This window comes from Amycolatopsis rifamycinica (genome assembly GCF_000695625.1).
Taxonomy (GTDB): domain Bacteria; phylum Actinomycetota; class Actinomycetes; order Mycobacteriales; family Pseudonocardiaceae; genus Amycolatopsis; species Amycolatopsis rifamycinica.
The window spans coordinates 306,681-318,938 of sequence record NZ_JMQI01000079.1 but is presented as its reverse complement, the minus strand read 5'-3'; the positions used below and the strand labels follow the sequence as shown (position 1 = coordinate 318,938).

Genomic DNA, 12,258 nt, shown 5'->3' with positions numbered 1-12,258 from the left:
TGAGACCTTCAGCAGCATGACGCCAGCTCGGATCGTGGTGGTAGGAACCGGATACGTCGGCTTGACCACGGGGGCCTGCCTGGCCAGTCTCGGGCATTTCGTCACCTGCGTGGACGTCGACCGCGCGAAGGTCTCGCGGCTGGGCGCCGGCCGCGTCGACATCCTCGAACCCGGCCTCGCCGACCTGGTGCACCGCGGCCTCGCCGCCGGGCGCCTCGAGTTCGTCGTCGGCGCGCGGGACGCGGTCCGCCACGCGCAGGCGGTGTTCCTCTGCGTGCCGACGCCGATGGGGGCCGGCGGTTCGGCCGACCTGCGGGCGGTCGAGGCGGTGACGGCCGAGATCGGCGACGTCCTGCCCCGCGGCTGCGCGCTGGTCACCAAGTCGACCGTGCCGGTCGGGACGTCGAAGCGGATCCAGGCCCTGGTCGGCCGCCCCGACGTGCCGGTGGTGTCGAACCCCGAGTTCCTCCGCGAGGGCACCGCGGTCGCGGACTTCCTCGGCCCGGACCGGATCGTCGTCGGCTCGGACGACCTCGCCGCCGCGCGCTGGGTCGGCGACCTGTACGCCGAGCTCGACGCGCCGGTCGTCGTCGCCGACGCGGCCAGCGCGGAGCTGGTCAAGTACGCCGCGAACTGCTACCTCGCGCTGAAGCTGTCCTACGTCAACTCGATCGCCGAGCTGTGCGAACGGCTCGGCGCGGACATCTCGCTGGTCACCGAGGGCATGGGCTACGACCGGCGGATCGGCCGGACGTTCCTCAAGCCGGGCCCCGGGTGGGGCGGGTCCTGCCTGCCGAAGGACACCAGCGCGCTGGTCAAGGTGGCCGAGTCGGTGAACTACGACTTCACCATGCTGACCTCGGCCATCGACGAGAACCTCGCGCAGCGGGACCGGATCGTCGCGAAGATCGCCGGCGCGGTCGGCGGGACGCTGGCCGGCGCCCGGATCGGCGTGCTGGGCCTGGCCTTCAAGGCCGGCACCAACGACCTGCGCGACTCGCCCGCGCTCGCCGTCTCGTCGGTGCTGTGCGCGCTGGGCGCCGAGCTGATCGCCTACGACCCGGCCGTCGACGGCGAGATCGCCGGGATGACCGTCGTCGACGACGCCTACCAGGTCGCGAAGGACGCGGACGTCGTCGTCGTGCTGACCGAGTGGGCCGAGTTCAAGCACCTCGACTGGGCGGCGATGGCCGAGCTCATGGAGGGCGTCGACGTCGTCGACACGCGGAACCTGCTCGATCCGCGGGTGATCGTGGACGCGGGGCTGTCCTGGCAGGGCGTCGGCCGCCCGCGGGCGGCGGCGCGGATCAAGGTTTCTTGATCCGATCTTCTCGTCTAGGGTGATCGGCACGGCATCGCGTGTCGGTCACCGGCTGGGTGAGGCATGGAGGTGGCGGGAGTGCCCCGGAGGCATTTCGACCGTGTCGGTATCCGTTTCCGTTGAATTGAACCATTTGATCGTCCCGTCCCGGAACAACCGGGAATCCGCCGAATTCCTGGCGAACCTGCTCGGCCTCGAAGTCGGCGAGGAATGGGGTCCGTTCATCCCCGTCGAGACGCGCAACGGCGTCCGGCTGGACTTCGCGACCATCCCCGAAGAGGACCTGCGCCTGCAGCACTACTGCTTCCTGGTTCCGGAGGACGACTTCGACGCCGTCTTCGCGCGGCTCGTCGAAACCGGCGTGACCTACCACGCCGATCCGATGGGAAAGCAGGTCGGCGAAATCAACCACAACCACGGCGGCCGTGGCGTCTACTTCCTCGATCCCGGCGGCAACGGGATGGAAATCATCACGCAGCCGTACGAGCCGGACCGGCGGCGTCCCGCGTCCTGGTGACATTTCCTTAGCAATGCGTACTATCGGGGCATGTTCACGACGAGGCCGGAGCTGACCGGCACCTTCGGGATGGTGGCATCGACGCACTGGCTGGCTTCGGCCACCGGGATGGCGGTGCTGGAGGACGGCGGCAACGCGTTCGACGCGGCGGTCGCCGCCGGCTTCGTCCTGCAGGTCGCCGAGCCGCACCTGTGCGGCCCGGCGGGGCAGGTGCCCGGCCTCTTCGTGACGGCGGACGACCCGACCCCGCGGGCACTGGCGAGCCAGGGCCCGTCGCCCGCGGGGGCCACGCCCGAGCACTTCGCGTCGCTGGGGCTGGACCTGATCCCGGGCAGCGGCCTGCTCCCGGCAACCGTCCCGGGCGCCTGGGACGGCTGGCTCCTGCTGCTTCGCGACTACGGCACGAAGCCGCTTCGCGAGGTGCTGAAGTACGCCATCGGCTACGCGCGCAACGGCGTCCCGCTGGTGTCGCGGGTCGGCGACACGATCCGCGCCGTCGAGCGGCTGTTCGCCGAGCACTGGCCGACGTCGGCGGCGCTCTGGATGCCGGACGGCAAGCCGGCGTCCGGCCTGCACCGGAACCCGGCTCTGGCCGGCACCTGGGAGCGGCTGCTGCGGGAGGCCGAGTCCGTCACGGGACGGGAAGCGCAGATCGACGCGGGGCGTCGGGCCTGGTCGCAGGGCTTCGTCGCCGAAGCGATCGAGGAATTCAGCCGCCAGGCCTTCCGCGACGACTCCGGCCGCGACCACGCGGGCCTGCTGACCGGCGACGACCTGGCGTCGTGGTCGGCGTCGTACGAGGACCCGGCGTTCGTGGACGTCGGCGACTGGCGCCTGGTCAAGCTGGGCGGCTGGACGCAGGGACCCGCGCTGCTGCAGCAGGCGCTGCTGCTGCACGGCTTCCGCGACGACCTGTCCTATGTGGACGGGATTCCGTCGGAGCGCACGGTGCACTTGGCGACCGAAGCGGCGAAGCTGGCCTTCGCCGACCGCGAGGCCTGGTACGGCGACACCGACGTGCCCTTGGACGTGCTGCTCTCGCCGGCGTACACGGACGCCCGGCGAGCACTGATCACCGACACGGCGTCCCCCGACCTGCGTCCGGGTGACGCCCGCGGCCCGGCACGTCTCCCGGCGATCCTGGATTCGCTGCGGGGCCTCGAAGCGGGCGACGGCGCCACGGGCGAGCCGACGGTCGGCCCCCAGGGCCAGACCCGCGGCGACACGGTGCACCTCGACGTCGTCGACGCGGCGGGCAACCTCGTCTCGCTCACCCCGTCCGGCGGCTGGCTGCAGTCGAGCCCGGCGATCCCGTCGCTGGGCTTCTGCCTGGATTCCCGCGGCCAGATGTTCTGGCTGGAGCAGGGCCTGCCGAACTCGCTGGCCCCGCGCAAGCGCCCCCGCATCACGCTGTCACCGTCCCTCGCCCTGCGCGACGGCGTCCCGACGCTGGCTTTCGGCACCCCCGGCGGCGACCAGCAGGACCAGTGGCAGCTGTGTTTCTGGCTCGCCCACGTCTACGGCGGCCTGAACCTCCAGGAGTCGATCGACACCCCGGCCTGGCACACGACGGCGTTCCCGAGCTCGTTCTACCCGCGCGCGTGGAACCCGCGCGAACTGGTGGCCGAGTCCCGGCTCGGCTCGTCCACTTTGGACGCCCTGCGCGAGCGCGGCCACGCGGTGGTCGACGCGGGCGACTGGGCGCTGGGCCGCCTCTCGGCGGTGTCCCGCACGGGCGGCCTCCTCCGGGCGGCGGCCAACGCCCGCGGGATGCAGGGCTACGCGGCGGGCCGTTAGGGCAGCGGAACAGCGCAGGTAGGCTGCCCCCAACCAACCACTAAGGGGGCAGGACGTGGAAGGAGCCACGGCCGAAGAGACCGTTTCGCCGCCCGCCGAGCAGGCGCCGCGGGCGTCCGGCCGCCGGTTCGACGGCCGCAAGGCGGCACTGTGGTCCGGCCGGCTGCTCATCAGCGAAGGCCTGATCGCCTTCTACGTCGGCCTGGCGATTTCGCTGGTCTTCAACCACCGGATCGTCACGCACCCGAAGTCGTTGCTCACCGGCGGGCTCGGCGATCCGCTGCTCTGGGTGTGGGAACTCGGCTGGCAGCACCACTGGCTGACCCACGGCGGCGACTTCTGGACGTCGAACCAGTTCTACCCCGCGGCCGACAACTACGCGTTCGGCGAGACGCTGCTCGGCTACCTTCCCTTCAGCGTCTTCGCGGGCGACGGCCAGTACGCCAACGTCTTCCTCTACAACCTCCTCTTCGTCTTCTGCTTCGCGCTGGCCTTCGCCGGCGCGTACCTGCTGGCCAAGCAGCTCGGCAGCAACTGGCAGGGCGCGCTGCTGGCCGGCGTCGTGTGGGCGTGGGCGCCGTGGCGGCTCAGCCACATCGCCCACCTGAACGTGCTGTCCACCGGCGGGATCGCGCTGGCCCTCTGGGCGCTGGCCAAGGGCCACGGCTTCACCTTCCGCGGCGAGCGCGGCGAGACCAAGCCGCGCTGGGTCGTCGCCGGCTGGCTCCTCGCCGCCTGGCAGGTCAGCATCGGGTGGGCGATCGGGCTGCCCTTCGTCTACCTGATGGCTCTGGTCGGCATCGCGATCGCGCTCTACGCCTGGCGCCTGGGCCGTCGGATGGTCATCGCGAACGTCGTGGGCGTGGTGGCGTTCCTCGGCATCGTCTGGTGGCTGGTGGTCCCGTTCCTGCGGGTGCGCTCGGAGTACGGCTTCACGCGCACCTGGCGCGAAGTCGAAGTCTTCTCGCCCCCCGTCAACGGCCTGTGGACCGCGCCGTACGAGACGTGGGTGTGGCTCGAGACGTTCTTCAACAACGAGGCCGCGCTCCCGCAGGAGGGCGCCGGCGAGATGCTGCTGTTCCCGGGACTGGTCGTGGCGGTGCTGGGGATCGCCGGCCTGTTCCTCAGCGCCTGGACCTGGCGGGTCCGCGTCTTCCTCGGCGTGTTCGTGGCCTTCAACGTCCTGCTCTCGCTCGGCACGACCCTGTTCGGCGGCGGCCTCTACTGGCTGTTCTGGAACTTCCTGCCCGGCTGGGACGCCATGCGCACGCCGGGCCGGATGATCATGTGGGTCACCCTCGGCCTGGCGCTCCTCGCGGCCGGCCTGGTCACCCGGCTCTACCGGCTGATCGACGAGAACACCCGGATGGCGCGGCAGGTCATCGCGTTCTACATGATGTTCCCGGCGTTCTTCGCGCTGATCGAAGGCATCCCGCGCTGGCAGCAGGTCGAAAACCCGGGCATCCCGCCGGACGTCAAGCAGGTGTTCACGACCACGAAGGAACCGATCGCGCTGCTGCCGATGGACCTGTGGAGCAACTTCAAGTACCAGCTGTGGTCCACCGAAGGCTTCCCGACGACGGCCAACGGCACGGCCAGCAACTACGGGCCCCAGTTCCACGACATGCAGGACTCGTCGGCCACGTTCCCGGACAAGCACAGCATCGACGTCTTCAAGCGGTACGGCATCCGCAAGGTCGTCGTCGTGAAGTCCATGGAGGGCGCGGTCGGCATCCTCCAGCGGCCGACCGCCGGCCTGCCGCTGACCAAGGTGGAGTCCAACGACGTGGTCGTGTTCACCCTGGGGTGATCACGGCTTCTGCCAGAGCCAGAATTCGATGCCCTGGTTGTCGGTGCAGTCGGCGGTCGTGCCGTACGGGTGCTGCTCGACCTCGCCCGCCCGGCCGCCCTGCGCCCGCACCCGCGTCAACGCCGACTCGAGGTCGTCGACCGCGTACATCAGCTTCCAGCCGATTTGACGGTCTCCGGCCCACAACCCGCCTTCGAGACCCGGACCGGCGAAGCCCCACGCGTCGGACACCGAGCCGGGCGTGAACTGCCAGCCCAGCACCGCGCCGTAGAACGACTTCGCGGGCTCGGCCTCCGGGACCTGGAACGTGAAGTACATGGCCTGGCCGTGCCGGGCGGGCTTCGGTCCCGCGGCCGGGGTCGCCGCCTGCGAGACCAGCCAGCGCTGGCCGAACGGGTCACGGAACGAGCCGCCGCGGCCGTACGGCGAGTCGCTCACCGCGCGGATCAGCGTCGCGCCCAGCTCCAGCGCCCGGGCCACGCTCGCGTCGACGTCCGGGACCTCCACCCGCACCGACGCGCCTCCCTCGCGCGGAGCCACGTGCCCGATCTCCGGGTACTCCTCGGCCAGCATCAGCACGGCGTCGCCGATGGCCAGCTCCGCGTGCCCGACGCGGCCGTCGTCCATCAGCATCGGCTCGCCGCGGCGGACCGCGCCGAAGACCTCGACGTAGAAGTCGAGCGCCGCCCGGGCGTCGGACACGGCCAGGTAGGGCGTCAGGGAGCGAAGTTCCGCGGCGGCCGCGGGGGTCTCGGTGGTCGTCATGCCGGCTCCGTTCAAGATGGCGCGACGCAGGTCGTCGCGCAGTTCGGCGGCGAAGTCCGGATCGGGCGCCACCCGCTCGGAGGGACGGCGAAGCGCGTCGAACGGCTCAGGCATCGCGACCCTCCTTCTCCTGGTAAGCGCGCCGGAACGCGGCCCGCGCCCGGACGAGCAACGCCTCGGTGGCGTGCACGCTGCGCCCCAGGTGGCCGGCGACCTCGGGAACACCGAGGCCGTCGACGTACCGCAGCGTCAGCGCGGCCCGGTGGTGCGGCCCGAGCGACTCGAGCACCTGTCTCGCCCGCAGCGCGTCGAGCTGCTCGTCCCACGGGTCGTCGACGTCCGGCTCGCTGTCGTGGACGAGCCGCAGCCCGCGTTCCTCGCGCTCCAGCCGCCGCCAGTGGTCGGCGAGCTTGTGCCGGGCCACCCCGATCAGCCACCCGGTGCTCACCGGAGGCGCGTACTCCTTGCGACAGGCGGCGACCGCCCCGAGGAACGTCTCGGACGTCAGTTCCTCGGCGAGCGTGCGGTCACCGCACCGGGACAGCAGGTACCCGTAGACCTCCGGCAGCGCGGTCTCGTAGAGCCCGAGCAGCGCGAAGGCCGGGTCCGGTCGCACCCGAGGTTCCGTCACACCTTCATAGTCGTCCGGCGCGCTGATTTTCCGACGGGTGAATCCGGGATTTCTACGCGCGCGGGTCCGGCAGCCGCCGGCCGGTGATCGCGACGATCGCCGCCAGCACCGCCACCGCGCCGATGACCAGCGCGAACGCGTCCCGGCTGCCCAGGGAGGCCGAAAGCGCCGCGTACAGGCTGCCCAGCGTCGCCACGCCCAGAGCCAGCGATGTCTGCTGGTTCGTCGTCATCACGCCCGACCCCACGCCGGCCAGGTCGGTCGGCACGTGGGACAGCACGATCCGGAACAGCGTCGTCATCGCGAGGGCGTTCCCCACGCCGATCGCCACCATCGACGGGGCCAGTTCGAGGATCGTCACGTGCGGCCAGGCCGACAGCGTCGTGCAGAGCAGCGCCACCATGCCCGTCGCCGTGATCGCGCCGCCGAGCGGGACGACCTTCTGGCCGTAGCGGGCCACCAGCCGGCTGCTCAGCATCGACACCGTGAAGTACGCGACCGCCAGCGGGGTCAGCGCGCCGCCCGCACCCAGCGGGCCGAAGTGCAGACCCTCCTGCAGCGTCATCGCGAAGACGAACATGAACGAGCCGAAGGCGCCGAAGAACGGCACGGCCACCATCAGACCCCGCCGCACGCTCGGCAGCCGCATCACCGACGGCGGCAGCAGCGGGGTTCCGCCGTTGCGCTCCAACCGACGTTCGACGTGCACGAAGGCCACCGCCGCCACCGGCGACACGATCAGCAGCGCGATGCTCCAGACCGGCCAGCCCAGCGCGCGGCCCTCCATCAGCGGGATCAGCAACGACAGCAGCGTCACGGCCAGCAGCGCGGTACCGAGCCGGTCGACGCCCAGCGGGTTGTGCGCGCGGCTCTCCGGCAGCTTGCGGGCCATGACCAGCACCACCAAGCCGATCGGCACGTTCACCAGGAAGATCGGCCGCCAGCCGGTGCCCCACAGGTCGGCCGCCACCAGCCCGCCGCCGAGCAGCTGACCGACCACCGACGAGATGCCGCCCGTCGCGCCGAAGAGGCCCAGCGCGCGTGACCGCTTCTCGCCCGAAGTCGTCGCCTGGATGATCGAAAGCACTTGCGGCAGCAGCAGGGCCGACGCCGCCCCCTGCGCGGCGCGGGCCACCACCAGCGTGCCGGCCGTCGGGGCGATGCCGCAGGCCAGGGACGTCAGGGTGAACAGCCAGAGGCCGGTGACGAACAGCCGCCGCCTGCCGAACGAGTCGCCGAGACGCCCGCCGACCACCAGGAGCACCGCGTACGCGATGCCGTAGGCCGCGACCACCAGTTCCAGGGTGGCGGTGGACGCGTGCAGGTCGGCGTCGATCGTCGGCAGGGCGACGTTGACGATGAAGAAGTCGATGATCGGCAGTGCCGCCCCCAGCAGCACCGTGACCAGGCCGGCGGGGGTCAGTCCCGGCCGGGTGGGAGCGCCGGTGGTTTCCGGCGCGAGTTCGGTCGTGGTCATGGGTACTACGATCGACCGCGTTGGAACCTGGTACCAGTTGCTGTTTATCCAGGTACCAGCCACTACCTGGTACCAGTTTCGGGAGCGTGTCATCCTGGCACCATGACCACCGCCGTCGAATCGGACCTGCGCCGCCAGGAGCTGGCGAGGTTCCTGCGCAGCCGTCGCGAGCGGATCACGCCCGAGCAGGTCGGCCTGCCGATCGTGGGCCGCCGCCGGACGCCGGGGCTGCGCCGCGAAGAGGTCGCGCAGCTCGCCGGCGTCGGGGTCACCTGGTACACCTGGCTCGAGCAGGGCCGGGACATCAACGCGTCCGAGCAGGTCCTCCAGGCGATCGCCCGCACGCTGCGGCTCGACCCGCACGAGCACGTCCACCTGTTCCGCCTGGCCGGGGCGCCCGAGCCGGAGCGCGAGAAGGACTGCCAGGTCATCACGCCGGCGATGGAGCTCATGCTCAAGAAGCTGGAGCCGTACCCGGTCGCGATCCGCAACGCCCGCTGCGACCTGCTGGGCTACAACCGCGGCTACACCTGGCTGATGGGCGACGTCGACGCCATCCCGTTCGGCGACCGCAACACCCTGGTCCAGTGCCTGCTCAACCCCGAGTGGCGCAAACGCATGCTCGACTGGGACGCCAACATCCCGCGCGTGATCGCCTCCTTCCGCGCGGCGATGGCCGACCACGTCGCCGAGCCAGCGTGGAAGCAGCTGGTGAAGCGCCTCAAAGCGGAGTCGCCGCTGTTCGCCGAGCTGTGGCCGCACCACGACGTCAACTCCGAGCCGATCCGCACCAAGCGGTACCTGCACCCGGACGTCGGGCTGCTGCAGTTCAACTTCACCTACCTCTACTACGGCCGCCGCTCCGAGATCACCATGTCGACCTACACCCCGGCCGACGAGGAAACGGCGGCGAAGCTGCCGCTCGTCTTCGACTGACGACGTACGCCGGCCATGCGCTCCGAGACGGACGCGCGGCCCGGCCGCGACCGGTAGCTTCGCGGCATGAGATGGCCGCCGTGGGTGTGGCGTGTGGTGCGCACCGTCGTCGTCACCGCCTTCGTGCTCGGGGCGACCAGCGGTGCGTCGCGCTGGCAGTCCGGCGCCGCGCCGATGACCCCGCTCTCGGCCGCGTGGCTCGCCGCCACCGGGCTGGTCCTGCTGGTCGTTCACCGCTTCCCGCTGACGCTCTTCCTGCTGACCTCGGCTTCCGCGTTCGGGTACTACACCTCCGGCCTGCCCGGCGGGCCGGTCATCCTGGTGCCGACCATCGCCTTGTTCGTGCTGACCCGGCAGCGCGGGCCGCTCGTCGCGGGCAGCACCGGCGTGGCCGCGCTCGCCGCCGCCTACGTCGTGCACGTCGTCCTGACCAGGTCGTTCGCCCTGGAAACCGGGGCCGCGTTCCTCGTCGTCTGGCTGACCGCCGTCATCGGGGTCGGGACCGCCGTCCGGTACCAGCTCGACGCCCTCGCCGCCCGCCGCGAGCAGGCCGACGAGCACCGCCACCGGCTCGCGGAGCAGGAGCGGCTGCGCATCGCCCGCGAAGTCCACGACGTCGTCGCGCACAGCCTCGCGATGATCAACGTCCAGGCGGGCGTCACCGCGCACGTCGCCGACCGGCGCCCGGAACAGGCGAAGGAAGCGCTGCTCAACATCAAGGCGGCCAGCGCGTCCGCGCTCAAGGACCTGCGCGCGACCCTGGCCGTGCTGCGGTCCGGGGAGGACAAGGCGCCCGCGCCCAGCCTCGCCCAGGCGGGCGAGCTGCTGGACCACGCCCGCGACGCCGGGCTCACGGTCGACGTCCACGGCACACCCGGCGACCTCCCGGCCCCGGTCGACGCCGCCGCCTACCGGATCCTGCAGGAGTCGCTGACCAACGTCGTCCGGCACGCCGACCGGCCGGAACACGTCGACGTCCGGTTCGAACGCCGTCCCGGCGCGTTCACGATGAGAGTGCGTGACGACGGCCGCGGCACCGCGCAGCCGGCCCCGGGCCACGGCCTGCGGGGGATGGGCGAACGCGCCGCGGCGCTCGGCGGGCGGTGCACCGCCGGCCCGGTCGGCGGCGGGTTCGAAGTGTGCGTCGAGCTACCGATCGAGGGGGAAGCATGATCCGCGTCCTGCTGGCCGACGACCAGGTCCTGGTCCGCGCCGGGTTCCGCGTGCTGCTGGAGACCGAAGACGGCTTCGAGGTCGTCGGCGAGGCCGGGGACGGCGAGCAGGCGGTCGCCGGCGCGATCGAGCACCGCCCCGACATCGTCGTGATGGACGTCCGGATGCCCGGTGTCGACGGCCTCGAAGCGACCCGGCGGATCACCGCCCACCCGGATCTCGCCGGGACGAAGGTGCTGGTCCTGACCACCTTCGACGTCGACGAGTACGTCTACGAAGCCTTGCGCGCGGGCGCCAGCGGGTTCCTGCTGAAGGACACCGAGCCGGTGGAACTGCTGCGCGCGCTGCGGGTCGTCGCGAGCGGGGAGGCGCTGCTGGCGCCGACGGTCACCCGCCGGCTGATCCAGGAGTTCGTCGGGCGCCCGGAGAACCGGCGCATCGACACCAGCGCCGTCCGCGAGATCACCGATCGCGAGCGCGAAGTGCTCGGCCTGGTCGCGGGCGGGATGTCGAACGACGAAATCGCCGCCCACCTGGTGATTTCGACGGCGACGGCGCGCACCCACGTCAGCCGCATCATGACGAAGATCGGCGCGCGGGACCGCGCCCAGCTGGTGGTGCTGGCCTACGAGTCGGGGCTCGTCACACCGCGTCGCCCCGCCTGACCCGGCGCACCACACGGACCGCCCGCACCAGGAACACCACGGCGAGGACGCCGACCAGGCAGATCCAGATCACGGCGCCTCCTCTCCCGGCCGATGCTCTGCTCACTAGGGCGTCCGAGAGGGGGAAAGCGTTCACCGACACGGCGGAAGTCACACCTTCGGGCTAAGCGCGGTGGGCTCCCCGGCTATCCTCGGCGGGTGATTTCGTACGCGCAGAACGCGGAAGACGTCGTCCTCGCCCGCGTCTTCGCGGGACAGGTCTCGGGGCGCTACGTCGACCTCGGCGCCGGCGATCCCGTGGTCGCGTCGGTCACCAAGCACTTCTACGACCTCGGCTGGCGGGGCATCAATGTCGAGCCGATCCCGGCCAAGGCCCGCGAACTGCGCAATGCCCGCCCGGACGACCTCACGCTCCAGGTCGCGGTCGGCGCGGCCCCCGGAACCGCGAAACTGCACGTCGTCGAGGACGAGTGGGGCTGGTCGACCCTCGACGACGACCTCGCCGTCCGCTACCGCGACGACCGCCGCTGGCAGGTGGGCGCGGTCGAGGTGGAGCTGACCACGCTCGCCGCTCTCCTCGACGCCCACCCGGGCCAGGTCGACTTCCTGAAGATCGACGTCGAAGGCGCCGAGCGCGCGGTGATCGAGGGCGCGGACTGGACCCGCCACCGGCCGCGGGTGCTCGTCGTCGAGGCGACGGAACCCGGCTCCCCGAAGCCGACCCACGAGCAGTGGGAGCCGATGCTCCTCGACGCGGGTTACCGGTGCGCGCTGTTCGACGGCCTCAACCGCTTCTACGGCCAGGCCGGCGACGCCGACGTCCTGGCGGCACTGTCGGCGCCGGCCAACGTGTTCGACGAGTACGTGCCGTACGAGCACGCCCGGTTGCGCGAAGAGTTCGCCGCGGCGCAGGCGAGCCGTCCCGCCGAGGTCGGGTACATCCGGCGGCTCGAGCAGACCGTGGCCGAGGCCCAGCGCGCCCGCACCGAACTCGGGCTCGAGCTGGAAGAGGCCCGGCGCGAGCTGGCGCAGGCGGGCCGCACCGCCGAGGAGAGCCGTCGCCGGGCCGCGGCCCTGGAACACCGCGTGGCCGAGCTGGAAGCCCAGCTCGGCCTCCGCCTCCCCTGACCGCCGCCCGAGTGCGGGGGGCGCGCCCGAGGTGCCAC

11 protein-coding genes are annotated in these 12,258 nt (G+C 71.7%); 8 read left to right on the top strand and 3 right to left on the bottom strand.

Translation table 11 applies throughout. The annotated features are described in order from the left end of the window. The first annotated feature begins 16 nt into the window (after window positions 1–16). From DV20_RS39935 to DV20_RS39920, 4 genes are all read left to right on the top strand, one after another. On the top strand, window positions 17–1,321 hold the full coding sequence (locus tag DV20_RS39935; protein ID WP_084093900.1) for a UDP-glucose dehydrogenase family protein: 1,305 nt from the start codon (window positions 17–19) through the stop codon (window positions 1,319–1,321). 133 nt (window positions 1,322–1,454) lie between these two features. Further along, a complete protein-coding gene (locus DV20_RS46885; protein ID WP_235191138.1) occupies window positions 1,455–1,838 on the top strand; it encodes a VOC family protein in 384 nt (127 codons plus the stop codon). A gap of 30 nt (window positions 1,839–1,868) precedes the next feature. Further along, window positions 1,869–3,635 carry a gamma-glutamyltransferase family protein gene (locus tag DV20_RS39925; RefSeq protein ID WP_043788760.1) on the top strand — a complete coding sequence of 589 codons (1,767 nt, stop codon included), beginning with the start codon at window positions 1,869–1,871 and terminating at the stop codon, window positions 3,633–3,635. A gap of 55 nt (window positions 3,636–3,690) precedes the next feature. Continuing rightward, window positions 3,691–5,445: a hypothetical protein gene (locus DV20_RS39920; protein WP_051736322.1), complete on the top strand. Its 1,755-nt coding sequence runs from the start codon at window positions 3,691–3,693 to the stop codon at window positions 5,443–5,445. Here DV20_RS39920 and DV20_RS39915 read toward each other — a convergent pair whose 3' ends face one another. Genes DV20_RS39915 through DV20_RS39905 form a run of 3 tightly spaced genes read right to left on the bottom strand, consistent with a single transcriptional unit; the run spans window position 5,446 to window position 8,318 of the window. Continuing rightward, window positions 5,446–6,324 carry a VOC family protein gene (locus DV20_RS39915; RefSeq protein WP_043788758.1) on the bottom strand — a complete coding sequence of 293 codons (879 nt, stop codon included), beginning with the start codon at window positions 6,322–6,324 and terminating at the stop codon, window positions 5,446–5,448. Next, entirely contained in the window at window positions 6,317–6,841 is a 525-nt protein-coding gene (locus DV20_RS39910; RefSeq protein ID WP_043788756.1) for an RNA polymerase sigma factor, read from the bottom strand. The genes DV20_RS39915 and DV20_RS39910 overlap by 8 nt, the downstream gene beginning before the upstream one ends. Window positions 6,842–6,893: 52 nt before the next feature. Continuing rightward, a complete protein-coding gene (locus DV20_RS39905) occupies window positions 6,894–8,318 on the bottom strand; it encodes an MFS transporter (protein ID WP_043788755.1) in 1,425 nt (474 codons plus the stop codon). 102 nt (window positions 8,319–8,420) lie between these two features. Between DV20_RS39905 and DV20_RS39900 the strand changes: the two genes are divergently transcribed. The 4 genes from DV20_RS39900 to DV20_RS39885 all read left to right on the top strand — a co-directional run bounded on the left by DV20_RS39900 (window position 8,421) and on the right by DV20_RS39885 (window position 12,220). Next, the gene (locus DV20_RS39900) at window positions 8,421–9,254 is read left to right on the top strand and encodes a helix-turn-helix transcriptional regulator (protein ID WP_043788753.1); all 834 of its coding nucleotides are present in this window, start codon (window positions 8,421–8,423) and stop codon (window positions 9,252–9,254) included. 66 nt (window positions 9,255–9,320) lie between these two features. Then, window positions 9,321–10,427, top strand: coding sequence for a sensor histidine kinase (locus DV20_RS39895; RefSeq protein ID WP_200876596.1), 1,107 nt, complete (start codon window positions 9,321–9,323; stop codon window positions 10,425–10,427). Further along, on the top strand, window positions 10,424–11,092 hold the full coding sequence (locus tag DV20_RS39890) for a response regulator (RefSeq protein WP_043788751.1): 669 nt from the start codon (window positions 10,424–10,426) through the stop codon (window positions 11,090–11,092). The genes DV20_RS39895 and DV20_RS39890 overlap by 4 nt, the downstream gene beginning before the upstream one ends. Window positions 11,093–11,290: 198 nt before the next feature. Further along, complete coding sequence (locus DV20_RS39885; RefSeq protein ID WP_043788750.1) at window positions 11,291–12,220, top strand: FkbM family methyltransferase; 930 nt, start codon at window positions 11,291–11,293, stop codon at window positions 12,218–12,220. The last annotated feature ends 38 nt before the right edge of the window (window positions 12,221–12,258 follow it).